Annotated in this window: 32 protein-coding genes and 1 pseudogene; 25 read left to right on the forward strand and 8 right to left on the reverse strand. The window is 55.2% G+C overall.

Going from position 1 to position 24,259, the window contains the following annotated elements:
• Positions 1 to 37: 37 nt before the first annotated feature.
• Entirely contained in the window at positions 38 to 211 is a 174-nt protein-coding gene (locus J3351_RS10960; RefSeq protein WP_255658672.1) for a helix-turn-helix transcriptional regulator, read from the forward strand.
• A gap of 333 nt (positions 212 to 544) precedes the next feature.
• On the opposite strand, the gene J3351_RS10965 is transcribed toward J3351_RS10960, so the two are convergent.
• The 3 genes from J3351_RS10965 to J3351_RS14190 all read right to left on the reverse strand — a co-directional run bounded on the left by J3351_RS10965 (position 545) and on the right by J3351_RS14190 (position 1,933).
• Positions 545 to 1,183: a YitT family protein gene (locus tag J3351_RS10965; RefSeq protein ID WP_097771470.1), complete on the reverse strand. Its 639-nt coding sequence runs from the start codon at positions 1,181 to 1,183 to the stop codon at positions 545 to 547.
• A gap of 102 nt (positions 1,184 to 1,285) precedes the next feature.
• Positions 1,286 to 1,525, reverse strand: a complete 240-nt coding sequence (locus tag J3351_RS10970) for a GTP-binding protein (protein WP_005921342.1) — start codon at positions 1,523 to 1,525, stop codon at positions 1,286 to 1,288.
• Between the two features lie 201 nt (positions 1,526 to 1,726).
• Positions 1,727 to 1,933, reverse strand: coding sequence for a DUF6219 family protein (locus tag J3351_RS14190; RefSeq protein WP_097771469.1), 207 nt, complete (start codon positions 1,931 to 1,933; stop codon positions 1,727 to 1,729).
• Between the two features lie 274 nt (positions 1,934 to 2,207).
• Between J3351_RS14190 and J3351_RS10975 the strand changes: the two genes are divergently transcribed.
• The 19 genes from J3351_RS10975 (at position 2,208) to trxB (ending at position 18,545) form a co-directional block, all read left to right on the forward strand.
• The gene (locus tag J3351_RS10975; protein ID WP_156066577.1) at positions 2,208 to 2,588 is read left to right on the forward strand and encodes a DUF134 domain-containing protein; all 381 of its coding nucleotides are present in this window, start codon (positions 2,208 to 2,210) and stop codon (positions 2,586 to 2,588) included.
• Positions 2,585 to 2,986, forward strand: a complete 402-nt coding sequence (locus J3351_RS10980) for a NifB/NifX family molybdenum-iron cluster-binding protein (protein WP_156066579.1) — start codon at positions 2,585 to 2,587, stop codon at positions 2,984 to 2,986. The genes J3351_RS10975 and J3351_RS10980 overlap by 4 nt, the downstream gene beginning before the upstream one ends.
• 1 nt (position 2,987) lies before the next feature.
• On the forward strand, positions 2,988 to 3,644 hold the full coding sequence (locus tag J3351_RS10985) for a Crp/Fnr family transcriptional regulator (RefSeq protein WP_097771467.1): 657 nt from the start codon (positions 2,988 to 2,990) through the stop codon (positions 3,642 to 3,644).
• Positions 3,645 to 3,723: 79 nt separating this feature from the next.
• On the forward strand, positions 3,724 to 4,266 hold the full coding sequence (gene rbr, locus J3351_RS10990) for a rubrerythrin (RefSeq protein WP_207685094.1): 543 nt from the start codon (positions 3,724 to 3,726) through the stop codon (positions 4,264 to 4,266).
• 17 nt (positions 4,267 to 4,283) lie between these two features.
• On the forward strand, positions 4,284 to 4,658 hold the full coding sequence (locus tag J3351_RS10995; RefSeq protein ID WP_112146307.1) for a desulfoferrodoxin family protein: 375 nt from the start codon (positions 4,284 to 4,286) through the stop codon (positions 4,656 to 4,658).
• A gap of 102 nt (positions 4,659 to 4,760) precedes the next feature.
• Positions 4,761 to 4,979 carry a ferredoxin-thioredoxin reductase catalytic domain-containing protein gene (locus tag J3351_RS11000; protein ID WP_227621501.1) on the forward strand — a complete coding sequence of 73 codons (219 nt, stop codon included), beginning with the start codon at positions 4,761 to 4,763 and terminating at the stop codon, positions 4,977 to 4,979.
• 18 nt (positions 4,980 to 4,997) lie between these two features.
• A complete protein-coding gene (locus J3351_RS11005) occupies positions 4,998 to 5,201 on the forward strand; it encodes a 4Fe-4S binding protein (protein ID WP_005946404.1) in 204 nt (67 codons plus the stop codon).
• Positions 5,198 to 5,773: a 4Fe-4S binding protein gene (locus tag J3351_RS11010; protein WP_207697744.1), complete on the forward strand. Its 576-nt coding sequence runs from the start codon at positions 5,198 to 5,200 to the stop codon at positions 5,771 to 5,773. The genes J3351_RS11005 and J3351_RS11010 overlap by 4 nt, the downstream gene beginning before the upstream one ends.
• A 28-nt stretch (positions 5,774 to 5,801) precedes the next feature.
• The gene (gene trxA, locus J3351_RS11015; protein WP_207697745.1) at positions 5,802 to 6,125 is read left to right on the forward strand and encodes a thioredoxin; all 324 of its coding nucleotides are present in this window, start codon (positions 5,802 to 5,804) and stop codon (positions 6,123 to 6,125) included.
• Positions 6,122 to 7,816, forward strand: coding sequence for an FAD-dependent oxidoreductase (locus J3351_RS11020; RefSeq protein ID WP_207697746.1), 1,695 nt, complete (start codon positions 6,122 to 6,124; stop codon positions 7,814 to 7,816). The genes trxA and J3351_RS11020 overlap by 4 nt, the downstream gene beginning before the upstream one ends.
• Complete coding sequence (locus J3351_RS11025; RefSeq protein WP_156066591.1) at positions 7,813 to 8,484, forward strand: GTP pyrophosphokinase family protein; 672 nt, start codon at positions 7,813 to 7,815, stop codon at positions 8,482 to 8,484. The genes J3351_RS11020 and J3351_RS11025 overlap by 4 nt, the downstream gene beginning before the upstream one ends.
• Before the next feature lie 341 nt (positions 8,485 to 8,825).
• Positions 8,826 to 9,257: an Rrf2 family transcriptional regulator gene (locus J3351_RS11030; protein WP_097782394.1), complete on the forward strand. Its 432-nt coding sequence runs from the start codon at positions 8,826 to 8,828 to the stop codon at positions 9,255 to 9,257.
• Positions 9,258 to 9,279: 22 nt separating this feature from the next.
• Positions 9,280 to 11,193, forward strand: a complete 1,914-nt coding sequence (locus J3351_RS11035; RefSeq protein ID WP_207697747.1) for an acyl-CoA dehydrogenase family protein — start codon at positions 9,280 to 9,282, stop codon at positions 11,191 to 11,193.
• 23 nt (positions 11,194 to 11,216) lie between these two features.
• Positions 11,217 to 12,428, forward strand: coding sequence for an FprA family A-type flavoprotein (locus J3351_RS11040; RefSeq protein ID WP_117506266.1), 1,212 nt, complete (start codon positions 11,217 to 11,219; stop codon positions 12,426 to 12,428).
• Between the two features lie 158 nt (positions 12,429 to 12,586).
• Positions 12,587 to 15,103, forward strand: coding sequence for a ribonucleoside-diphosphate reductase subunit alpha (locus J3351_RS11045; protein WP_207697748.1), 2,517 nt, complete (start codon positions 12,587 to 12,589; stop codon positions 15,101 to 15,103).
• Between the two features lie 10 nt (positions 15,104 to 15,113).
• Complete coding sequence (locus J3351_RS11050; RefSeq protein WP_005946381.1) at positions 15,114 to 16,157, forward strand: ribonucleotide-diphosphate reductase subunit beta; 1,044 nt, start codon at positions 15,114 to 15,116, stop codon at positions 16,155 to 16,157.
• 34 nt (positions 16,158 to 16,191) lie between these two features.
• Positions 16,192 to 17,055, forward strand: coding sequence for a nitroreductase family protein (locus J3351_RS11055; RefSeq protein WP_207697749.1), 864 nt, complete (start codon positions 16,192 to 16,194; stop codon positions 17,053 to 17,055).
• Between the two features lie 222 nt (positions 17,056 to 17,277).
• On the forward strand, positions 17,278 to 17,601 hold the full coding sequence (locus J3351_RS11060; RefSeq protein WP_097771457.1) for a co-chaperone YbbN: 324 nt from the start codon (positions 17,278 to 17,280) through the stop codon (positions 17,599 to 17,601).
• Positions 17,602 to 17,615: 14 nt separating this feature from the next.
• Positions 17,616 to 18,545: a thioredoxin-disulfide reductase gene (gene trxB / locus J3351_RS11065; RefSeq protein ID WP_156060479.1), complete on the forward strand. Its 930-nt coding sequence runs from the start codon at positions 17,616 to 17,618 to the stop codon at positions 18,543 to 18,545.
• Positions 18,546 to 18,853: 308 nt separating this feature from the next.
• On the opposite strand, the gene J3351_RS11070 is transcribed toward trxB, so the two are convergent.
• Complete coding sequence (locus J3351_RS11070) at positions 18,854 to 19,549, reverse strand: Crp/Fnr family transcriptional regulator (protein WP_097771455.1); 696 nt, start codon at positions 19,547 to 19,549, stop codon at positions 18,854 to 18,856.
• Between the two features lie 115 nt (positions 19,550 to 19,664).
• On the opposite strand from J3351_RS11070, the pseudogene J3351_RS11075 reads away from it, so the two are divergent.
• The 4 genes and pseudogenes from J3351_RS11075 to J3351_RS11090 all read left to right on the forward strand — a co-directional run.
• A pseudogene (locus tag J3351_RS11075) lies at positions 19,665 to 19,802 on the forward strand (ferredoxin); the annotation flags it as partial.
• A gap of 52 nt (positions 19,803 to 19,854) precedes the next feature.
• Positions 19,855 to 20,112, forward strand: coding sequence for a DUF2249 domain-containing protein (locus J3351_RS11080; RefSeq protein WP_156060031.1), 258 nt, complete (start codon positions 19,855 to 19,857; stop codon positions 20,110 to 20,112).
• 4 nt (positions 20,113 to 20,116) lie between these two features.
• Complete coding sequence (locus J3351_RS11085; protein WP_156060030.1) at positions 20,117 to 20,809, forward strand: DUF2249 domain-containing protein; 693 nt, start codon at positions 20,117 to 20,119, stop codon at positions 20,807 to 20,809.
• Positions 20,810 to 20,828: 19 nt separating this feature from the next.
• Entirely contained in the window at positions 20,829 to 22,010 is a 1,182-nt protein-coding gene (locus tag J3351_RS11090; RefSeq protein WP_097771452.1) for an FprA family A-type flavoprotein, read from the forward strand.
• Positions 22,011 to 22,212: 202 nt separating this feature from the next.
• On the opposite strand, the gene J3351_RS11095 is transcribed toward J3351_RS11090, so the two are convergent.
• Positions 22,213 to 22,479 (reverse strand): Rrf2 family transcriptional regulator, encoded by a 267-nt coding sequence (locus tag J3351_RS11095; RefSeq protein WP_097777359.1) that lies wholly within the window; start codon positions 22,477 to 22,479, stop codon positions 22,213 to 22,215.
• A 62-nt stretch (positions 22,480 to 22,541) separates the two neighbouring features.
• Between J3351_RS11095 and J3351_RS11100 the strand changes: the two genes are divergently transcribed.
• Positions 22,542 to 22,832: a 23S rRNA methyltransferase gene (locus J3351_RS11100; protein ID WP_156060029.1), complete on the forward strand. Its 291-nt coding sequence runs from the start codon at positions 22,542 to 22,544 to the stop codon at positions 22,830 to 22,832.
• Positions 22,833 to 22,893: 61 nt separating this feature from the next.
• Here J3351_RS11100 and J3351_RS11105 read toward each other — a convergent pair whose 3' ends face one another.
• Genes J3351_RS11105 through ribE form a run of 3 tightly spaced genes read right to left on the reverse strand, consistent with a single transcriptional unit; the run spans position 22,894 to position 24,256 of the window.
• A complete protein-coding gene (locus J3351_RS11105) occupies positions 22,894 to 23,346 on the reverse strand; it encodes a low molecular weight protein-tyrosine-phosphatase (RefSeq protein WP_005944118.1) in 453 nt (150 codons plus the stop codon).
• The gene (locus J3351_RS11110; protein WP_005944121.1) at positions 23,343 to 23,759 is read right to left on the reverse strand and encodes a response regulator transcription factor; all 417 of its coding nucleotides are present in this window, start codon (positions 23,757 to 23,759) and stop codon (positions 23,343 to 23,345) included. The genes J3351_RS11105 and J3351_RS11110 overlap by 4 nt, the downstream gene beginning before the upstream one ends.
• Before the next feature lie 20 nt (positions 23,760 to 23,779).
• Positions 23,780 to 24,256, reverse strand: coding sequence for a 6,7-dimethyl-8-ribityllumazine synthase (gene ribE / locus J3351_RS11115; protein WP_005920573.1), 477 nt, complete (start codon positions 24,254 to 24,256; stop codon positions 23,780 to 23,782).
• Positions 24,257 to 24,259 lie beyond the last annotated feature (3 nt).

The raw sequence follows: 24,259 nt of genomic DNA on the forward strand, positions 1-24,259 counted from the left end.
AGTTTTCGTGGATACGATCAAACGTGTTCAGGATTTGATGCAAGCGCGTGATATGAATCTGTGTGTGTTGGCAAAGAAATGCGGAATATCGTATTCCACGATTCAAACCACTGCTCGTCGGGGAGGCCAGTTGAGCGTAGAGACGATTGAAAGAATCTGTCTGGGTTTGGGAATCACACTAAAAGACTTCTTCGATTCCTCATATTTGTAGTAAAAAGCCGCTCACCATGCTGGAAACCAGCACAGTGAGCGGCTTTAATACTGCTTCTATTTTATCCTTGGGCCATCTCCAGATAAATGTTAAGCTGCATCTGTCTGGCAATCCTATTCGTGATCCTTGGAATCGACATCAACCTGTGACAGTGCATTTCTCACATCCCTATTTACTTCTTCCAAAGCCTGTCTGATGGGTTTGTTATGGCTCCCCATCGCCGCAGCAATCCACAGGCGATTTTGAAAGATAAATCTCCTTCATTTTCATTTTCTGCTTAACGGCAGCAATAAAAAAGACCCCGCAGCGTATGATTTGACGCCGCGGGGTTTCTCAATTGTTCGGTTTGTATTGCAGCACCTTCTGGGAGAACGTCCGATCGAAGAACTGGATGAAGGGCCCAAGGCAGAACGCACAGATCAAGGTGCCAAGGCCCACAAGGCCACCCAGCAGCCAGCACAGCAGGGCGCTGAGCGCATCGGTGAAGATGCGGCACCCGAAGTACGGGCAGGGTGTGTAGTCCCGCAGACCGAGGGAAAGGTAATCGTAGGGCGCGATGCCGAGGTCGGCGGTCTGGTAGAGCGAAGCACCCAGCGCCGTGACCAGCACCGCCGCGATGACCCACGCCAACTGCACCGCCAGCGACGGCGCGTCGCCGAAGTGGGCGTGAATGGGGTCATAGAACGCCGTGACGATGTACCCGATGCAGATGCCGTTGACGAAGGTGCCAAGGCCGATGTACTTGCGCCCGAACCAGAATTCCAGCAGGAAAAACAGGATGTTCGTGCACAGGTTCTGGGTGCCCAGCGAGATGCCGAGCAGCTCCGCCAGCCGCATGTTCAGGGCGCTGATGGAGTCGTTGCCGAGGTGGGACTGCTTGAAAAGCGCAATGCCAAGGGCGATGATGACGATGCCCGCCACCATGCCCACCACCCGCCGGGCAGTCGGTTTGCGCAATGCGGTGCCGTTCATAGGGGATTCTCCTTTAGCGTTTCTTTTCCCCTATTATACGCCTACTTTGGGCGGGAGACAAACTATTTATGGAAAGATACAACGATATACGGGGGATCCGCCTTACCCCTTTAATCTCACCTCAATCCGTTCTTTCTCCAGCCCCTCCCCGATCACGATGAGCACTTCCTGCCCCTTGGGGATAGCGTTTGCCGTCAGGCCGTCGGCGGTGGCGTTCAGCTCCACCCAGCCGTTCTCGTCCTGTACGAAGCCTTTCGCCCGCAGCACATGGCCGCACGCGGGGTCGGTGAAGAGGGCCGGGATATTCTGTTCGAGCTGCTGGCACGAGAGGCCCAGCTCCAAAAAGTAGGCCGAACCAAAGGCCCTATGCGGTTGGCGTTACCCGCTTCTAATTATAGCAAAAGGAGGTTCTTTTTCTACCGTTTCAACGCTACGGCTCTATTCTTCCACAAGCATAGCTTGTGGTTTTCTATATGAAGAAAGTTGCTGGAGAAAAAAATTCTCCAGCAACTTTGTCTTTGATGAATAAAGGAAATTTTTTGTTTAACTATTCTCACTATTATTTGGTTTAGTGATTTTCTTCTTCTTTGGAGAAACCAGTTTGTGACCGGAATAAATGGACATGCCCATACAAAGCAATGAAGAATAGGCAAAGTATTTATGCGCAGTCATAGATTTTTTGATTCCAGAATAAATGCATCCCAACATACAGAAAAGTGCGCCTAAGGACCAGTATTTATGTGATTTCATGATTTGATAACTCCTTTGATTTAACTGATTCAATTATAACGTTTTTTTACGAAAATGCAAGCATTACCGGGAACGCTTTCATGTGGATGCTGTGACTGCCGCTGCGGTCATGATCGGTGGGCATTACGAACAAGGCTCACATGTAGCATTCGACTCCGAATATCAGCCGGCACACATATGAGGACGGAAAATGTAGCAGCTTTAAAAAAATTGCTTTTTTCTGCTCAAAGTGCTACAATCGGAATATACCGAATACAAAGGGAGGAAAGCTCCCATGCCAAGACCGCCACGGTGCCGTCGAATTTGTGGCGTACCACAGGTCGATACATTCTGTCCCAACGGGTGCGGGAATACCGAGCCGATCCTGCTGACGCTGGACGAATACGAGGTCATTCGGCTGGTTGACTTGGAGCAGCAAACCCACGAGCAGTGTGCCGCTCAAATGGACATTTCCCGCTCTACCGTGCAGGAGATTTACGAAAGCGCACGGAGCAAGATCGCAGCGTATCTTGTCCACGGGAAACCACTGCACATCACCGGGGGAAACTACCGCATCTGCGGAGGACAGGAGACAGCTCACTGCGGCCGTTGCTGCCGGATGCAGAGAGCCAACATGGAAAATTCAGGCAAACTTTCAAAGGAGATTCCATTATGAAAATTGCAGTTGCCTATGAAAACGGTCAAATCTTTCAGCATTTCGGTCACACCGAGCAGTTCAAGCTTTATGAAGCTGTGGACGGCAAAATCACTCATGCGAAAGTCGTTGACACCAACGGCAATGGTCACGGCGCACTGGCAGGCTTCCTAATGCAGCACGGTGTGGACACTTTGGTTTGCGGAGGCATCGGCGGCGGTGCGCAGGCAGCACTCGCCGAAGCGGGCATCAAGCTCTACGGCGGTGTCAGCGGGGACGCTGACGCGGCGGTGAGCGCATTGCTCAACGGAAGTTTGGGCTACGATCCCAATGTTCACTGTGACCACCATGACCATGAGCACGGCGAGGCTGGTCACTCCTGCGGTGACCACGGCTGCGGCAAGCATAGCTGCCATTGATATGGAACGCACACTGACACAACTTCCGTTCTGGTCATCCTTGACCGAACGCGAAATGGACACACTACGCCGAAGTGCCTTTGTCCGTCATTATAAAAAGGGTGCGTTCGTTCACAGCAGCGACAATGAATGTCTCGGAATGCTGTTTATTCTTTCCGGCGAGATTCGCACCTATCTTCTCTCTGATGAGGGGCGGGAGGTAACGCTGTTCCGCCTGTATCCGGGCGAACTATGCGTGCTTTCCGCCTCCTGCGTGATCAGTCAGATCACCTTTGATACGCAAATGACTGCCGGAATGGATACGGACGTTCTGATTATCCCTGCAAATGTCATTGCTGCACTCAAGGAGAAAAATCTCCATGTCCGCTGTTTTCTCTATGAACTGGCAACGAAACGGTTTTCTGATGTGATGTGGGCGATGCAGCAGATCATGTTCAAGGGGCTGGATCAGCGGCTGGCAGAATTTCTCTTTGCCGAAGCTGAACGTACCGGCTCCGACACGATACGTATGACCCATGAGCAGATCGCCCAGCACATCAGCTCGGCACGGGAGGCAGTGGCACGGATGCTCAAAAGCTTCTCGGAGGACGGACTGGTGGAGCTGAAGCGTGGTGCAATCACGCTGCGGGATAAGAACAGACTAAATCGTCTAAAATAAAAAGGAATGTGACTTCGTCACGGAATAAAATCATAGATTTGCTACAATAAAAGCAGAAAAGCAGGAAGGAGTATCCACCATGAAAGAAACGAAATACGCAGGAACTCAAACCGAAAAAAACCTGATGGCTGCCTTTGCCGGTGAGTCCGAGGCACGCAACAAGTACACCTATTTTGCATCCAAGGCCAAGAAGGAAGGCTTTGAGCAGATCGCGGCACTATTCCTCAAAACCGCTGATAATGAGAAGGAACACGCCAAGCTGTGGTTCAAAGAACTGAACGGCATTGGCGACACCGCAGAAAACCTTCTCTCCGCCGCTGAGGGTGAGAACTACGAGTGGACGGATATGTACGATGGCTTTGCCAAAACTGCCGATGAGGAAGGCTTTCATGAGCTGGCCCAGCGTTTCCGCCTGGTAGCCGCCATTGAAAAGCACCATGAGGAGCGCTACCGCGCCCTGTTGCACAATGTGGAGATGGCAGAGGTCTTTGCCAAGAGTGAGGTCAAGGTATGGGAGTGCCGCAACTGCGGTCACATTGTGATCGGTGAGAAAGCTCCGGAGATTTGCCCCACCTGCAACCATCCCCAGAGCTATTTTGAAATTCACGCAGAAAACTATTAAAGAAAAGGAGAATTATCATGGATCAGAAGTTTTACATTTGCAAGCATTGTGGCAACATCATTGCCAAAGTTAAGGACGCAGGCGTCCCTGTTGTCTGCTGCGGCGAGCCGATGAGCGAGATCGTTCCCGGCACCACCGATGCCGCCGTGGAAAAGCACGTCCCTGTCTGGACGGTGGAAAACGGCATCGTCCATGTCAAGGTCGGCTCTGTGGAGCACCCCATGCTGCCAGAGCACTACATCGAATGGGTATCTCTCCAGACCAAGCAGGGCAATCAGCGTAAGGAACTGCATCCCGGCGAAAAGCCGGAGGTCTGCTTCGCGCTCTGCGAGGGCGACGAGGTCGAAGCGGTCTACGCCTACTGCAACCTCCACAGTCTGTGGAAAGCGTAATTCACCTTCTTAAAATCCGGTGCTCAAAAAGCACCGGATTTTTTTTATCAATGTAACCTCGTCACAGAAAAAGACTTTGTCCTGCGGTATGATAAAGCCACAATCAAGAAAGAGCTGGCGAACATGAAAATCAAGCTCAATCCCGATCAGGAGATTGTCAGCACCATCAGAAAAGGACTCAAGCGCACCGGCGGGTACTGCCCCTGCCGCAGGGAGCGCACAGAGGCAACCAAATGTATGTGCCAGGAGTTCAAGAATCCAATTGCAGATCCGGGCTTCGAGGGGGTCTGCCACTGTATGCTCTATTACAAATCCTTGTAGGATTAAGGGAGGAAAGCTATGCTGTCAAAGAAACTGGCTGCCATAGATAAGACGCGGTGTGTCGCCTGTGGTGTGTGTGAAAATACCTGTCCACTGGGGGCCGTCAAGGTGCGCCGTGGCTGCTACGCCGCCGTGGAGGCGGAACGCTGCGTAGGCTGCGGCAAGTGCGCAAAGCTCTGTCCCGTCGGCTGCATTGAGGTGAAAGTGAGGGCTGACGCATGAAAGCAAAGCATTGGTACGATTATCTGTGGGTATATGCCATCATCTATTTTGCACTGGGCTTTTTCAATATCCTGTTCGCGTGGCTGGGTATGATCGATTTTCTTCTGCCGCTGCTTTTAGCTATCTTTGGCGGGAACAAATTCTTTTGCAACCACCTCTGCGGACGGGGTCAACTGTTCAGCAAGCTGGGGACAGACCTTAAATGCTCCCGCTGCAAGCCCACGCCCCGCTGGATGTCCTCCAAGTGGTTCCGTTATGCCTTTTTGCTCTTTTTCCTGACGATGTTCGGCAACATGGTGTTCCAGACCTATCTGGTCGCTGCTGGTGCTACGTCCCTGCGGGAGGCCATTAAGCTGTTCTGGACATTCCGTGTGCCGTGGAGCTGGACTTATACAGCCGGTACGGTCACTGACTGGGTGGCGCAGTTCAGCTTTGGCTTTTATAGCCTCATGCTGACCTCTCTGCTGCTGGGTCTGATCGTTATGGTGCTCTACATGCCCCGCACATGGTGTGCGTTTTGCCCGATGGGAACCATGACGCAGAGCATTTGCAAGCTGAAAAACAAAGAATAAACAAAGATAACAGAACGGAGCCTTTCTCATGGCTGAACTGAAAATTACTGCTGCGAATTTTGAAAATGAGATACTGCATTCCGACAAGCCCGTCCTGCTGGATTTCTATGCGGACTGGTGCGGACCGTGCAAAATGCTCTCTCCCGTACTGCATGAGCTTGCCGAAGAAAAAAGCGGTACGCTCAAGGTGGGCAAGGTCAACGTGGACGAGCAGATGGAGCTGGCAATGCGTTTTCAAGGATCCAGCATCCCGATGCTGGTCGTATTCAAGGATGGAAAGGCCGTTGCCAAATCGGTCGGCGGCCATCGGCCTAAGTCGGAGATTGCCGCAATGGTGGAGGGCGCAAGATGAAAGTTGTGATCGTAGGCGGTGTGGCGGGCGGTGCTTCTGCCGCTGCCCGCATCCGCCGTTTGGATGAACACGCCCAGATCATCATGATCGAGCGCAGCGGCTATGTGTCCTATGCCAACTGCGGTCTGCCGTATTATGTGGGCGGTGTGATCAAGGAGCAAGAAGAACTGACACTGCAAACTCCGGAGAGCTTCTGGGACCGCTTTCGCATTGATGTACGGGTACAGCAGGAAGTAACTGCGATCAATCCCACAGAGAAAACCGTCACCGTTCACGCATTGGATAGTGGAAAGGTCTACACGGAAACCTATGACAAACTGCTTCTTGCCCCCGGCGCAAAGCCGACGGTTCCTGCGCTTTCCGGCGTGGACAGCGAGCGTGTTTTCACACTGCGCACCGTGGAGGATACCCTCCGCATCAGGCGCTTTGTAGAGGATCAGAAGCCGAAAACCGCTGTTTTGGCTGGCGGCGGCTTTATCGGTCTGGAAATGGCGGAAAACCTTGTGGAGATGGGCGTTTCCGTCACCATCGTCCAACGTCCAAAGCAGCTATTAGCGCCGCTGGATGCGGACATGGCGAGCTTTGTCCATGCGGAAATGCGCAGGCACGGCGTGACTCTGCGGTTGGGTGAAACCGTCACCGGATTCCGGCAGGACGGAGATTCCGTGCTGACGCTGCTGGAGGAAAGTGAGCCGCTGCGCTCCGACATGGTGCTGCTGGCCATCGGCGTCACGCCGGACACCCATCTGGCAAAAGAGGCCGGACTTGAGCTGGGCATCCGGGGCAGCATCGCTGTCAACGAGCGGATGGAAACCTCCGTGCCGGACATCTATGCTGTGGGCGATGCCGTAGAGGTCACCCATTTTGTAACCGGGCAGAAAGCGTTGATTTCGCTGGCGGGACCCGCCAACAAGCAGGGACGCATTGCCGCTGACAATATCTGTGGCGGCAATAGCCACTTTCACGGCTCTCAGGGCTCGTCTGTTCTGAAACTGTTCGGCTTGACAGCGGCCTCCACGGGGATCAATGAAAAAGCGGCGCAGGCAGCAGAGATCGCTTACGACAAAGTCGTGCTATTCCCGGCATCCCACGCTGCCTATTACCCCGGCGCACAGTCTATGGCAATGAAGGTACTGTATGAAAAGGAAAGCCTGCGGCTGCTGGGTGCGCAGATCGTTGGCGGCGAGGGCGTGGACAAGCGTATTGATGTACTGGCAACGGCCATTCGCTCAAAAATGAAAGCTTTGGAACTGACGGAACTTGACCTTTCCTATGCGCCGCCCTATTCCTCTGCCAAGGATCCGGTCAATATGGCCGGTTTTATGATTGAGGATTTGGAGAGCGGGAAAGTGCAGCAGTTCCACTGGAATGATGTTGAGGACTTGCCCTGCGATGGCAGTGCGACGCTGCTGGACGTCCGTACGGAAGGCGAATATCGGCGTGGGCACTTGAATGGATTCCGCAATATTCCACTGGACGATCTGCGGGAGCACTTGGACGAGTTAGAGCGGGACAAGCCTGTCTATGTGAATTGCCAGACTGGGCTTCGCAGTTATCTGGCCTGTCGGCTTTTAACGCAGTATGGTTTCAGCTGTTCCCATCTCTCTGGCGGATACAGTTTTTATCAGGTCGTAACACAAGAGCAGCAGACAGCGCGGAGCGCCTATCCCTGCGGAATGGAGAAACTATGAGTGAAAATTTATTTGGCTTGACGGTTGCGGCAGATAAAGGCTTAGATGATCTGCAGTGCCAGCGCCTTTTAAGCGAAAATCGCAGGTATCAGGAAGTCATGCTGCAATACCGATGTGCGCTGAAAGCACTGGAAAGCAGGTTGGAAATTCTAAACGAAGAGTTTTCATTGCAGCATGATCGCAATCCGATAGAAAGTATGAAAAGTCGCTTGAAGTCACCGTCCAGCATTATGAATAAGATGCAGAAGCGGGGACTTTCTCTGGATTTTCCGACCATGCAGGCAAATATCATGGATATTGCCGGTGTGCGGGTGATCTGCTCTTTCGAGGAGGATGTGTTCTTTTTGGCAAAGTGCTTAAAAGATCAGTCTGACATTGAAATCATCACGGAGAAAGATTATATTTCACACCCTAAGCCAAATGGCTATCGCAGTCTGCACCTGACGATCCGGCTGCCGGTATTCTTTGCGGAAAAAGAGATCCATGTGCCAGTGGAGATACAACTCCGTACAATCGCCATGGACTTCTGGGCAAGCCTTGAGCATACCATCCGCTATAAGAAAAATCTGCCGATAAATGCTGAAATCGAAACTGAACTGAAAGAGTGCGCCGATTCCAGCAGAGAGTGGGATGGTAAAATGGAACATCTACTGCACATCTTAACATAGTGCGTCGGATATAAAATGAAAAGCACGCACTTTGGTGCTTGCCTTGGACTTGCCAGGGATCGCCTCATCCGCCTTGGATGGACGATCCCTGCGAGCCCCAACCAATTCCTCCGCTTTCTGGTTTTCAGGCATAGTCTTTTCTGCTTTTGGCGGACTGCCACGGCACAGCTTTTTCGGCTTCTATAATTGTAAGGAACATGGCTTTTCGCTGAATTGAAAGCGAAGCTGACCCGGTCTGGGGCGGTCTGTAATAAAGCGATATTTTTTTGAAACTATCTTGACAAATTTTATCAAGATTGATATTATGGTATTAACAAGCAAGCGAAAAGAGGATGTGGAGCATGATCATCACCAAAGAGACGGACTACGCGCTGCGCATTTTGCGGGTGCTGCTGGACGGGAAGAAGCATTCGGTGGCCGAGATGTCGGAAACGGAATTGATCCCCAATCAATTTGCCTACCAGATTCTGCGCAAGCTCTCCGCCGGCAATTTGGTGCGGGTGAGCCGCGGCGCTCTCGGCGGCTGCGCGCTGTCCTGCGATCTGGACGCGACCTCCCTCTACGATCTCATGGGGGTCGTGGGGGAGCGGGGCATCCTGTGCGCCTGCATGGAGCCGGGATATGAATGCCACTGGCAGGACAAGCATGGGCGGTGCGCCATCCACTGTCAGCTGGCGGCCTTGCAGCAAAAGCAGGACGAGGCGTTCCGTGCCGTGAGCCTGCGCAGGCTGCTGACCGGCGGATCCGATCCCCAAGATACAAGCAAGCTGTAAAATTTTAAAAGGAGGTACCCCTATGCTGTTTCAAACCACGTCGGCGCACGAAGAGCTGCGCGCGAAGATCCGGAGTTTTGCGGAGGAGGAGATCAAGCCCCTCGCATTTTTAATGGATCAGAACAACGAGTTTCCCGATGAGGCTGTCAAGAAGCTGGGTAAGCTGGGCTGGATGGGCATTCCCTACCCCAAGGAGTACGGCGGTGCCGGTCTTGATGCTCTGAGCTACGCCATCGCGGTGGAGGAGCTGGCCCGTGTGGACGGCGGCACGGGCGTAATCCTCTCCGCCCACGTCTCCCTCGGCTCATGGCCCATTTTCGCCTATGGCACCGAGGAGCAGAAGAAGAAATATCTGGTTCCGCTGGCCAAGGGCGAGAAGATCGGTGCCTTCGGCCTTACGGAGACCAACGCTGGATCCGACGCCGGCGGCACGGAGACCACGGCGCTGGATAAGGGGGACTACTACCTCCTCAACGGCGGCAAGATCTTCATTACCAACGCCCCTAAGGCGGACACCTATGTGGTTTTCGCCGTCACCACGCCGGACATCGGCACCCGGGGCATCTCCGCTTTCATCGTGGAGAAGGGCTGGAAGGGCTTTGAGTTCGGCGACCACTATGACAAGATGGGTATTCGCTCCTCTTCCACGGCGGAGCTGATCTTCAACAACGTGAAGGTTCCCAAGGAAAACCTATTGGGCAAGGAGGGCGAGGGCTTCAAGATTGCCATGTCCACGCTGGACGGCGGACGCATCGGCATCGCCGCGCAGGCGCTGGGCATCGCCCAGGGCGCGTTTGAGCACGCGTTGAGCTATTCCAAGGAGCGCGTCCAGTTCGGCAAGCCCATCGCGGCCCAGCAGAGCATCGCCTTCAAGCTGGCGGATATGGCCACCAAGCTGCGCTGCGCCCGGTTCCTCATTTACTCCGCGGCGGAGCTGAAGGAGCAGCACGCGCCTTACGGCATGGAGTCCGCCATGGCGAAGATGTACGCCTCGGACATCGCGCTGGAGGTCACCAACGATGCCTTGCAGATCCACGGCGGCAGCGGCTACCTCAAGGGCATGGAGGTGGAACGGGCCTACCGCGACGCCAAGATCACCACCCTCTACGAGGGCACTAACGAGATCCAGCGGGTGGTCATCGCCTCTCATCTGTTGGGCAGGCTGGGCAAGAGCTCCGGCGGCGAGAGCCGTTCGGCGGCCAAGAAATCCGCGCCCATCACCGGCATTCGCAAAAAGACCATCTTCCGGGAGGGGGATGCTGCCCAGCAGGTGGCCGACCTTGTGGCGGCGCTGAAGAAGGATGGTCACGACTTCTCCGTGGGCATCCCTATGGATACGCCCATCCCGCAGGCGGAGCGGGTGGTCTCCGCGGGCAAGGGCATCGGGGAGAAAAAGAACATGAAACTGGTAGAGTCGCTGGCCAAGGCCGCCGGCGCGGCCATCGGTTCTTCCCGCCCTGTGGCGGAGACTCTCAAATATCTGCCGCTGAACCGCTATGTGGGTATGTCCGGTCAGAAGTTCACCGGCAATCTGTACATCGCCTGCGGCATCTCCGGCGCATCCCAGCACCTTAAGGGCATCAAGGACGCCTCCACCATCGTGGCCATCAATAAGAACGGTAACGCGCCTATCTTCAAGAACTGCGACTACGGCATCGTGGGCGATGTGGAGGAGATCCTGCCCCTGCTCACTGCCGCGCTGGATAGCGGCGAAAAGCTGCCCGCGCCGCCCATGGTAAAGATGAAGCGGCCCACGCCGCCGAAGCCCGCCCCCATCGGCGACCGCTACGTCTGCAGCGGCTGCGGCTACGAGTATGTGCCGGAGTTGGGCGACGAGGACGGCGAGATCGCGCCCGGTACGCTCTTTGAGCAGCTTCCCGCCGAGTGGGTGTGTCCCGAGTGCGCGGAGACGAAGGATCAATTTGTAAAGGCTTGAGGCCGTGAAGGAGGCAAGATAAGATGTATTGCGTGCGTAAAGTAACGAACGACCTCTACTGGGTGGGCGCCAACGACCATCGCCTGGCCCTGTTTGAAAACTGCTTTCCCATTCCCCGGGGCGTAAGCTACAACGCCTACTGCCTGCTGGATGAAAAGACGGTGCTCTTTGACACGGTGGACTGGTCTGCCTGCCGCCAGCTTTTGGAAAATCTGGCGTATGTGCTGGATGGCCGCGAGCTGGACTACCTGCTGGTCAACCATCTGGAGCCGGATCACGCCGCCTGCATCGAGGAGATCCTGCTGCGCCATCCCAAGGTGAAACTGATCTCCAACGAGAAGGCATTCATGCTCATGCGGCAGTTCGGCTTCCATGTGGACGGACATGAGTGCATCGAGGTGAAGGAGGGCGACACCTTCTCCTTCGGCAAGCACACCGTCACCTTTGTGGGCGCGCCTATGGTTCACTGGCCGGAGGCCATGGTGACCCTCGACGTCACCGACGGCGTCCTCTTTTCCGCCGACGCCTTCGGCACCTTCGGCGCGCTGGACGGCAAGCTGTTCGCCGACGAGGTGGACTTCGAGCGGGACTGGCTGGACGACGCCCGTCGCTACCTTACCAACATCGTGGGCAAGTACGGCCCCCACATCCAGCTCCTGCTGAAAAAGGCCGGCGGCGTTTTGGATCAGATCAAGTACATCTGCCCGCTCCACGGCCCCGTGTGGCGCAAGGATCTGGGCTGGTTCATTGAAAAGTACGACACATGGAGCCGCTATGCCCCTGAGACCCAGGGCGTGCTCATCGTCTACGCCTCTATGTACGGCAACACGGAGAACGCGGCGCAGGCGCTGGCGACGTCGCTCTGCGATAAGGGCATGAGCAAGGTGGCGATGTACGATGTGTCCTCCACTCATGTCTCCCAGCTGATCTCCGAGGCGTTTAAGTACAGTCACATTGTCCTGGCCTCTGTGACCTACAACCTCGGCATCTACCCCGCCATGCATGACTTCCTCATGGATATGAAGGCACTGAATCTGCAAAACCGCACCTTTGCCATCATTGAAAACGGCTCATGGGCGGTGAAGTCCGGTGACCTCATGCAGAAATTCGTCAACGATGAGCTTAAGAACATGACGGTGCTCAACGAGCGGCTCAGCCTCGCCTCGTCCATGGGCACGGACAAGCGCACTGAGCTGGAAGCACTGGCGGACGCTATTCTGGAATCTATGAAGTGACTGGCAGAGAAGCCAAAGCCAAGACAACAAACAGCCCTGCCGCGTCGGCTGCAGAAAAACCGGCTTTCAAAAACAGAGCGGGCAAGCGTGATACTGCGCTTGCCCGCTCTTTGCCCAAAAGGACATGAGAAGTGACCGGAGAAGATGAGAGGATCGAAATGGAGATCAGAAAACGAAACGGGGAGTCTGTTCCCTTTCAACAGGAGAAAATTTTCAACGCCATGAAAAAGGCGTTTGACGGACAGGGCAAGGAGATCGGGAGCAGAGAGATGGATGAGATCCTCGCCACCGTTCTCAACAATCTCTCCGTCACAGTGCCGCTCACCGTAGAACGTGTGCAGGACGAGGTGGAGCGAGCGCTCATGGAGCGCGGACACTATGAGGTGGCCAAGGCGTACATCCTCTACCGCGAAAAGCGGTCTGCGCTGCGCCGTGTCCGGCATACCATCGCGCGGACGGTGGGGGATGACTCGCTTGACGAGGTGCTGCGCCGCATCCAGATGGATTTTACCGAGGAAGTCTACTCCCTCGCGGCGCTTCAAATGAAGTTTGAGAGTTTCTGTCGCCTGGGCATGACTGAGGATGAGCGGGCTGAGGCACTGACCAAGGCGGCGGTAGAGCTGACTACGGCAGAGGCACCCAAGTGGGAGTTCATCGCGGCGCGGCTTCTGAACCACTCCTTTCGCTGTCGCAACGCACAGGAATGGGAGGGGCGCGGCGTCGGCGACCTCTATAGCAGGCTTCGCTATCTGACGGATAAGGGACTCTACGGTGACTATATCCTTGCCCACTATACCCACGAGGAGATTGCCATGGCGGAGGACTTTCTCTGCCCGGAACGGGACGAGCTGTTCACCTACTCCGGCCTTGACCTGCTGCTCAAACGCTATGTGATCCAGTCACGCAGCCGCGTGCCGCTGGAAACACCGCAGGAGATGTTTTTGGGTATCGCGCTGCATCTTGCTATGAACGAAGGCTCTGACCGCATGGGGTGGGTAAAACGCTTTTACGATATGCTCAGCCGTATGGAGGTCACGATGGCGACACCTACCATGTCCAACGCACGAAAGCCCTACCATCAGCTTTCAAGCTGCTTTGTGGACACTGTGCCGGACAGTCTGGACGGCATCTACCGCTCGCTGGACAACTTCGCAAAGGTCTCTAAATTCGGCGGTGGAATGGGGATGTACTTCGGTAAGGTGCGCGCTGCAGGCAGCACCATCCGCGGCTTTCAAGGGGCGGCGGGCGGTGTTATCCGCTGGATCCGGCTGGTCAACGACACCGCCGTGGCGGTGGATCAGTTGGGGATGCGGCAGGGCGCTGTGGCGGTTTACTTAGACGCATGGCACCGGGATCTGCCGGAATTCCTTCAACTGCGCACCAACAACGGCGACGACCGCATGAAGGCACATGATGTGTTTCCCGCCGTGTGCTATCCGGATCTCTTCTGGCGACTGGCGGAGGAGAACATAGACGCACCGTGGCATCTCATGTGTCCGCATGAGATCCTCACGGTCAAGGGCTACGCACTGGAGGATTACTGGGGTACAGAATGGGAGAAGCGGTATCTGGACTGCGTCAATGACCCGCGCATCGAAAAGCGCAGCGTCACCGTCAAGGACATCGTGCGGCTGGTGCTTCGCTCGGCAGTGGAGACCGGCACACCCTTCGCTTTCAATCGCGACAGTGTAAATCATATGAACCCAAACGGCCACACGGGAATGATCTATTGCTCCAATCTCTGTACGGAGATCGCGCAGAACATGGCACCCATCGAGCACATCAGCACTGAGGTGCACACGGAGAACGGCGACACAATTGTGGTGACGGCCACACGCCCAGGTGAGTTTGTGGTCTGCAACCTGGCGAGTCTGTCTCTCGGTAATCTGCCGGTGGAGGACGAGGCCTATATGGAACGCACGGTGGAAACGGCCATCCGCGCACTGGATAATGTGATCGACCTCAACTTCTACCCGTTGGAATACGCGCGGCTTACCAATCAGAAGTACCGCAGCATCGGCCTGGGCGTCAGCGGCTACCACCACATGCTGGCAAAGCGCGGCATCCACTGGGAGAGCGATAAGCACCTTGCCTTCACCGACGCAGTGTTCGAGCTCATCAACTACGCCGCCGTCAAGGCGGACACAGCACTGGCACGGGAAAAGGGTCGTTACGCGCTCTTTGAGGGCAGCGACTGGCAGACGGGCGCGTATTTTGAAAAGCGGGGTTATACCTCCGAAAAGTGGCGGGCGCTTGCGAAAACGGTGGCGGTGCAGGGAATGCGCAACGCCTATCTGCTGGCGGTCGCACCGACCTCCAGCACATCTATCCTCTCCGGCACGTCGGCGGGCATAGATCCAATTATGAAGAAATTCTTTTTAGAGGAAAAAAAGGGCAGCATGCTGCCCCGCGTTGCTCCGGAGCTTTCTATGGATACATGGTGGTACTATAAGGCGGCGCATCTGATCGACCAAAGCTGGTCGGTACGCGCCGCGGGCCTTCGCCAGAGACATATTGACCAGGCGCAGAGCATGAATCTCTATATCACCAACGACTATTCCATGCGTCAGGTGCTCAGACTGTATTTGGAGGCGTGGAGGGCCGGCGTCAAGACCATTTACTATGTCCGCAGCAAGGCCCTTGAGGTCGAGGCCTGCGAAAGCTGCTCGTCATAAGGAGGATAGCATGACGGAACTGAAGAAAAAGCCCCTCTTTAACCCGGAGGGCGACCCTGATGTGCGCCTGCGGCGCATGATCGGCGGCAATACCACAAACCTCAACGACTTCAACAATATGAAGTACGCTTGGGTCAGCGACTGGTACCGGCAGGCCATGAACAACTTTTGGATCCCTGAGGAGATCAATCTCTCGCAGGATGTGAAGGACTATCCACGCCTGCTGTCAGCCGAGCGCAGCGCCTACGATAAAATTCTGAGTTTTCTTGTCTTTTTGGATTCCATTCAGACAGCGAACCTGCCTAATATCGGCGCCTACATTACCGCCAACGAGGTCAATCTCTGCCTGTCCATTCAGGCGTTTCAGGAGTGTGTCCACTCACAGAGCTACAGCTATATGCTCGACACCATCTGTTCCCCCGTGGAGCGCAATGACATCCTCTACCAATGGAAAACGGACGAGCATCTGCTGCGCCGCAACACCTTCATTGGGGACTGCTACAACGAGTTTCAGGAGCGGAAGGACGCTCCCACGCTGCTGCGCGTGATGATGGCAAACTATATTTTGGAGGGCATCTATTTTTACAGCGGCTTTATGTTCTTCTACAATCTCTCCCGAAACGGGAAGATGCCCGGCTCGGCGCAGGAGATTCGCTACATAAACCGCGATGAGAACACGCACTTGTGGCTGTTCCGCAATATCATCACGGAGCTGCAAAAGGAGCAGCCGGAGTTGTTCACCGCCGAGAGCGTACAAGCGCTGCGCGAGATGATGCGTGAGGGCGTGGAGCAGGAGATCGCATGGGGGCATTATGTAATCGGCGACGACATCCCGGGGCTGAACCGGCAGATGATCAGCGACTACATCCGCTATCTCGGCAACCTCCGCTGGACGAGCCTTGGCTATCCCGCATTGTATCCAGGCTTTGAGAGCGAACCGGAGAGCATGGAATGGGTCAGCCAGTACGCCGACGCCAACATGGTCAAGACCGATTTCTTTGAGGCACGCAGTACCGCCTACGCCAAGAGCACCGCACTGATAGACGATTTATAAGAAAACCAAAGACATCAGAATAGGAGATACTACTATGAATTACAGCGCTATGATTCAAAATCGCAGATCCGTTCACGCATTCCGCGAAAAGGAAGTTCCGAGCGAGGCTATCGGCCAGCTCCGATCCTACTATGAAAAGACCTGCCCCTGTCTTATCCCAGAGATTGCAACGGAGTTGATCGTCTTGGACAAGGATGCACAGCCGGCGCTGGAGAGCTCAGCGGGCTATAATCAATTTCTCATCGGAGCACCGCACTACCTGCTCCTTATGTCTGCCCCGCATTCCTATGCGGCCATCAACGCCGGCTACATGATGGAAGATCTCGTCCTTAAGCTGACTGAGTTGGACATTGACACCTGCTGGATGACCTTCACCGACAGCGACAAAATCAAACAGGCACTGTCTCTCGCCACCCCGTTAGAGGTGGCGGCAATCGTTGCCTTTGGCTACGGGGAAAAGACCGCAAAAAAGCTGCGGCTGAATATCCTAAGTATGTCTCAGATCGATGTGCGGGCCGAGCAGCAGTACTACGCGCCCAAAAAGGGTGTGCACGATTTGGTTCACATGGGGAGCTGGAGCAACAAGTCTGGGCTTGACGAGATGATGGACTTCTACGACGATATGCTCTGGCAGTCCATCTACGCCGCTTCGCTCTCCCCCAGCTATCTCAACCGTCAGCCCTATGGCTTCCTTGTGCAGGACCACAGCATCTATTTGGTGCAGCAGGAGGATGCCTACACCGATAATTTGGATGCCGCATTGGATCTCGGTATTGTCATGCTCCACTTCTCCGCCGTCGCCTCCCAGTGGGCGGGGCAGGTACGCTGGGAACTTTCACCTGCTGCGCCCGACGGCCTGCCGGAAGGACTTCGCTCCGCTGCGGTGTACCACATGTAACGACTCTGGGGGAAGCAAGGCAACGGTAAAATGCGCGACCGTCGATCCGCGGTTGAGCGTATGTTTCATTAGAAAAGAAGAACCTATCCGTCAGAGTCTGAGTAAGGAAAATAGGAGGTATTTTTTATATGGCTACCGTCATCTCAGGATGAGGTCACAATGTGGTGTGGGGCGAGACCGGAGTCTTGAGAATACCCAAACAAAGGAAAGGAGCTGACAGATATGGCAGCTATGAATATGAATCAGGAGCAGTTTAAGCAGTTGATCCGGGAGGAAAAGCCTGTTTTGGTGGATTTCTGGGCGCCATGGTGCAGCTATTGCCGGAAGATCGGCCCTGCGTATGAGAAGATTGGAGAGGAATACGCGGACAGCCTTGCCGTCGGCAAAATCAACATTGACGAGGAGCCGCGGCTGGCGGGGGCCGAGGGGATCGAGGACATCCCAACTCTGGTGCTGTACCGGAACGGAAAGGCCGTGGATTCCATCACCGCGCCCGGCTCAAAGGCAGAAATCGACCGTTTCATTCAGGAAGCCTTGGCGAAATAACGGAGGGTTCAGATATGAACAACAATCATGTTTATGATATGCTCGTGGTGGGCGGCGGCCCGGGCGGCTACACCGCCGCCCTGTACGCGGCACGGGCGGGGCTGGACACCATCGTGCTGGAAAAACTGTCCGCCGGTGGGCAGATGGCCCTGACCGAGCAGATCGACAACTATCCCGGCTTTGAGGACGGGATCGACGGCTTCTCTCTGGCGGAGAAGATGCAAAAGCAGGCGGAGCGCTTCGGGGCACGCAGCGAATACGCAGAAGTCCTCCGCATGGATCTGACGGCGGTTCCCAAGCTCGTGGAGACCAGCGAGGGGATTTTCCTGGGGAAAACCGTGGTGCTGGCCACCGGTGCGAACCCCAGAACGCTGGGCGTGGCCAGAGAGTTGGAACTGGTGGGCCGAGGCGTGGCCTACTGCGCCGCCTGCGACGGGATGTTTTACAAGGGCAAAACGGTGGTCGTGGTGGGCGGCGGCAATTCCGCCGCGGCAGATGCCCTCCTTCTCAGCCGCGTGGCGAAAAAAGTGATCCTCGTCCACCGCAGAGACACCCTGCGGGCCACCAAGATCTATCACGAGCCGCTGGCACAGGCCGAAAACGTGGAATTCCGTTGGAACAGCGTCGTTTCCGCGCTGCTTTCCGGGGACAGGCTGACCGGCATCCGCCTGCGGGACACCGTCACCGGTGAGGAAAGCGTGGTGGACTGCGACGGCGTATTTGTCAGCGTGGGCCGACAGCCCGCCACGGCGCTGGCGGTGGGTCAACTGGAGCTGGACGGCGGCGGCTATATCGTGGCCGGAGAGACCACGGAAACCAGTATTCCCGGCGTTTACGCCGTGGGCGACGTGCGGACGAAGCCCCTCCGTCAGGTGGTCACCGCCGTGGCGGACGGCGCGGTGGCAGTTCACATGGCGGAGAAATATATCGCGGAAAACCGATAAGGGAGGTAGATTGAAAAAGCCATGTTTAAGGTCAGGCCGGATACGACCGCAGTGGGGATGCCGACATATCTGCAAGGCAAACTGCCAGAGTGATGGCAGATAAGAAACCCATGTAAGATCGGGAGATATGTTGTCTCTCCATATCCAGTCCACGCAACAGTAAGCAACTGAACACAAAACACAGCCACAGATGTACTCTGCGGCTGTGTTTTTTTGCGTAGTATAGCTGCTTCTTCCATCTGCACAACCCCGACGCTCCGTGGCTGACGGGGTTATCCGCACTTGCCAATACGCCCAAAGAGGGCTCCTTAACGCGCAGAAGGAAAGGGACGGTCAGTCTCCGGCGTTTTGAGAAGGAAATGGCTTTTGTGAAAGTCGAGCAGGCCCTCATCCCGCATTTTTCCAAGCTCTACAGACAGCCCGCTGCGCTCCACACCGAGGTAATCCGCAAGCTGCTGCCTTGAAAACGGAATGTCGAACTCATAGACGCTGCGCCGCTGGGCCTCGGCGGAAAAATAGGACATCAGCTTTGCACGCGTCGTGCGCTGGGCCATGTGGGTGAGCTTTTCGTTGAGCCGCAGGTTCTTCTCTGCCAGTTCGTCCAGCAGGTTGCGGATGATCCGGCTGTGGTGGGAGCAGGCGGAGGGGCACACGCTCAAAACGCGCCTTATATGCAGAAACATCACCGTCACCGCGCTCTCCGCCTCTACGCTCACGTTCAGTACCGCTCCCGGCGCGCAGGCGAATACCTCCGCAAAGGTCTGCCCCGGCCCGGTCTTGGAGAGGATGTTGCGGTTTCCCCAGATATCCTCCTGCACGATGAGGGTGCTGCCCGCCAGCACGAGACCCACCTCCTCCACCTGCTCCCCGGCGCGGAGCAGGCGTGAGCCTTTGGGGAAGGTGTCGATCCTCGCCCCAAGGTAGGAGAGCATGACGGCAAGCTCATCGTCGGAAATGCCGGAGAAAAGCGCCGCCGTATGAAGTACCGGAAAAAATTCTTTCATAAAAAGTTCTCTTTTATTGAAAATTCAACTGACTTGTTGCTCTTAGTATAGTACAATGAACGCACAAAAGCAACAGGAGGATCGAACATGAAACGACGGATCATTGAAATCGATCAGGATAAACGCCCCGTATTTTGACGGCGCACGGCTCCTGATTGCCGCCGACTGCACCGCCTACGCCTACGCCGCTTTCCACGAGTGGTTCATCAAGGGACACATCACCCTGGTGGGCTGTCCTAAGCTGGACGGCGTGGGTAAGGATTCCTTCGAAGAGGCGTGAGCTTTCTGCAAGAGAGGCAAAGACTATGAGCTATGAAAACTGGAAGGACAAAATCGGCACATTTGAAGTGATGGACGTGCGGGGCAAAAAGATGGACTTCTTCCCCGCATTGAAGGCAAAGGCTGCCGCGCTGAAAAACGGCGAAGGACTGCATATCATCCAGACCTTCGAGCCTGTCCCCCTGTACCCGGTGCTGGCCCTTATGGGCTTTGGGCATCACACGGAGAAGGTGAGCGGCAGCGAATATCACATCTGGTTTTATCGAGTGAAGAAAGGAGAATAACCGCATGAGCTACGAAAACTGGAAGAATAAGGCACAGGGGTTTCAGACCGTGGATGTGCGCCATATACAGGGCAGCTTCTTTGAAGGGCTGAAGAAAAGAGCCGAGGCGTTGGAGGTGGGCGAAGGATTACACATCATCCAGATCTTTGAGCCGCATCCACTGTACGCTGTCATGGAGGGCTTGGGCTACGAGCACCACACCGAGCGGCGGAGTGAGGCGGAGTTCCATGTTTGGTTCTGCCGCGTGGAGAAGAAGGAAGGCGACAGCTCCGCTCCCTTCAAGCCGCTGGCTCTTTTGAACTATCCCATGATCGATGAAAAGCTGGGGCAGATCGCCGTGGATTTTTGGGAGACCACATGGCAGAGCGAGAAGCGCGTACTGCCCTACGAAACGCGGCTGCTGCTGTCCCTGACCAACGCTGTCGGTGCGGGCCGGATGAGGCAGGCGGCGCGGGAGCTGGTAAAGGCATATATCCACGGTGTGGAGAGTGCCGCGTTGGACGACGTGTTCGAGCTGCTGGCATGGAATCAGGGCATCGGCTTTTTCAGCAGCGAGATCGGCCCCTCGGCGCTGTTCCAGGCGTACAAGCTCATTAAAAACGGTGAGAAACAGGGCAAGTCCCGGGAGGATATCTGCAGTGCGCTGCGCGAGAAATTCGGGGAGAAGAACCCAGAGATGCAGGTCTTGAACAGATGATAAGGAGTTGTTTTGTATTATGACCATTCAAACGGTAACAGATGCCATCCGCTATGTAGGGGTGGATGATAACACATTAGCACTCTTTGAAAACCAGTACCCCGTCCAGCCTATGGGAGTGAGCTACAACTCCTATGTCATTCTGGACGAGAAAATCGCCGTGATGGACAGCGTGGATGCACGGGCGGCGGAGGAATGGCTTTCCAATGTAGCGCAGGTGTTGGAGGGGCGCAACCCCGACTATCTTGTGGTCACACACATGGAGCCGGATCATTCCGGCAGCCTCATGCGACTGGCACAAAAGTACCCGGAGATGAAGATCGTGGGAAACGCGAAAACATTTACCCTAATCAAGCAGTTCTTCGGCACAGGTGCATTGTCGGAAGACCGTATGCTGGAGGTTGGCGAAAGAGATACGCTTTCCTTGGGCTTGCACCGGCTGCGCTTTCTGCTGGCGCCGATGGTACACTGGCCGGAGGTGATGGCAGCGTATGAAGAGGAGGAAAAGATCCTGTTCTCGGCGGATGCCTTCGGCCGCTTCGGTTCACTGGAACGGACTGCCCGTGCCCCCTGGGCGCCGCAGGCCCGGCGGTATTATTACAACATCGTCGGAAAGTATGGCGCACAGGTGCAGGCGCTGCTGAAAAAAATCTCCGCGCTGGAGATCAAAACGATCTGCCCGCTCCATGGCCCCATGCTCACAGAAGACTTGGGAGAGTATCTGCGGCTCTATGATCTCTGGTCACAATGGAAACCGGAAGAACCGGAGGGCATCCTGATCGTCCACGCGTCCATCCATGGAAATACCGCATACGCATCGGAGGCCCTCAAGAGCAAGCTGGAGGGAAAAGGTGCGCAAGTCACCATGTGCGATCTGACGGCAACAGACCTTTCCTATGCCGTGACCAGCGCATTCTACTGTGGGAAACTGGTGTTGGCCTGCTCCACCTATGACGGAGGACTGTTTCCGCCCATGAAGGAGTTTTTGGAACATTTACAGACAAAGGGATTCCGGAACCGCCGGGTTGGTCTTATTGAAAACGGCTCTTGGGCACCTGCTGCCGCGCGGCTGATGCGCACCAAACTGGAGGAGATGAAGGATATCCACCTTTACGAAACGGTAGTGTCTCTGCGTGGTGCATTGAACCAAACCAGCGAAGCGCAGATGGACGCTCTGGTGGCTGAGCTCTGCGCGGAGTAGGCGGCGAGTCTGGCTTCGTCCGGCCGCCCGATGCCTCAAAAGCAAAACATCGTCGCTGATTTATTTAGACAACAATATGGCGTTGAGTGATGCCGAAGCTTTGAAGATGGATCGAAGCGCAGCCGCAGAGAATATCTGCGGTTGCGCTTTTTGCATTTTGACCATGGTGCAAACGGATGGCTTTGACCGTTACCCTCGATTTCTAAGGAGACACGAAGTGTGCTACATGGAAGCGTATCATAGATCTGCTCCATAGCCACGCCCTCACTGCGCCAGCGTTTCCCGGATAGCCGCCGTCCAAGCCCTCCCGGGTCTCCACTATTCCCGCCTTTTTCAGCACCGCCTGCACCCGGCGGACGCGGGTGGGATTGGTGCAGATGTTCTCCGCCAGCGCTTCGCTGCTGAGGGAGCGTTCACTGTGGCTCAGGCAGACCAGCGCATGGACGGCCAGATTAAAAGAACTGTCCACAATCATCCCTCCTTCACAAGCTCGTAGGGCCAGTCGATGACACCGCCGAGACGGTATGCGCTTTGTCCAAACTAGATGTCTACCAGAAGATCACGGTAGACCTGAAGATGGATGAGTTGGACGTGACTGCTGCGGAGAACAAGGCTACCTATGAAGAGATCCGGGAGTACGTCAAGGAGCACACCGGTCTGAACGTGAGCAACCTCTATATTGCACAGGTCAAGCGCAAGTGCGGCATCAAGGAGCGGCAGAACTACAACAAGCCTAAGGCTGAGAACCCCAAGCAGTTCAAGTGCCCGCCGGAGAAGGAAAAAGCCATCCGGGAGGCACTGAAGTATTTTAAGATGATTTGAAATGAAAAATAGACGGATGTCTGTCAACTGGCAGACATCCGTCCGTTTTTATGATAATCTGTTATGATCGCAGTTCCTCAAGCAATGCCGTGCAGCCTTCCAGTATATCCTGCCATGTGGCTTCAAAATCTCCTGTGAACCATGGGTCTGCCACTTCACGGGGATGATCCGTATGCGCCATCAGCAGCGAGACTTTATGCTGTGGGTCTCCGCCGACAAGCCGCAGGATGTCGCACAGATTACTTTCGTCCATGCCAATCAGATGATCATACCGTGCATAATCCAGCCGGGTCATCTGCCGGGCGGTCTTGCCGTTGCAGTCGATGCCATGTTCTGCCAGCTTCTGCCGTGCAGGAGGATAGACCGGATTTCCGATTTCCCATGCACTGGTGGCGGCTGATGCGATTTCAAATTGCTCGGATAGTCCTGCCTTGGACGTAAGGTCTTTCATCACATACTCCGCCATCGGGCTTCGGCAGATATTTCCGAGACAAATAAATAAGATCCTGGTCATGCCGGGTCGTTCTCCTTTTGGCTTACAAAAGCATAGCCGCCGTGGGTAGTGCGGATAAAGCTACCGCAGCCGGCCAGCTTCTTTCGCAGATTGGAAACGGTATTTGCCACGACCTTTAAGGTGTCGTCACAGTTTTGTCCCCACACAGCACGGAAAAGCTCTTCTTTTGAGAAGATTTGTCCTTCGTGGGAGGCAAGCATCAGCAGCAAATCGAACTCCAGTCGTGTAAGGGAGACTTTTCTGCCGTTGCACGACACTTCGTGGGTCATTCCATCCAGTGTAAGCCCCGGAAGAACCAACTTCTCCCATGAATCAATGGATATTTGCTCTGCCTCGATGTGCTCTCGTTCCAGAAGCATCCGGATCTTCTGCTCCAGTTCCGGGTCAGGCTGTCGGGTCTTTATAACGATCATGGCAAACTCCTGCGTGTATTTTACTCTGCGGCGGTATCCATTTCCCGGAGCAGGTTTACCATCTCGATGGCACTGACTGCACAGTCATAGCCTTTATTACCTGCTTTGGTGCCTGCCCGCTCGATGGCCTGTTCGATGTTTTCGGTGGTCAGTACACCAAAGAGGACGGGAACCCCGCTTTCCAGCGAGACCGTGGCAATGCCTTTGGAAACCTCATTGCACACATAGTCGTAATGGCTGGTAGAACCGCGAATCACGGCACCAAGGCAGATCACAGCATCATACTTTCCGCTTTTTGCCATTTTAGAGGCAACCAGTGGGATCTCAAAAGCACCCGGAACCCATGCAACATGAACATCAGCGTCCTGCACATCGTGCCGGAGCAGGCCATCCATTGCTCCGCTCAGAAGTTTGGACGTGATAAATTCGTTGAAGCGGGCAGCTACGATACCGACCTTGATGTTCTGAGAAACCAGCTTGCCTTCAAATGTTTTCATTTT

The organism is Faecalibacterium sp. Marseille-Q0746 (assembly GCF_017377595.1).
GTDB lineage: Bacteria > Bacillota > Clostridia > Oscillospirales > Ruminococcaceae > Faecalibacterium > Faecalibacterium duncaniae.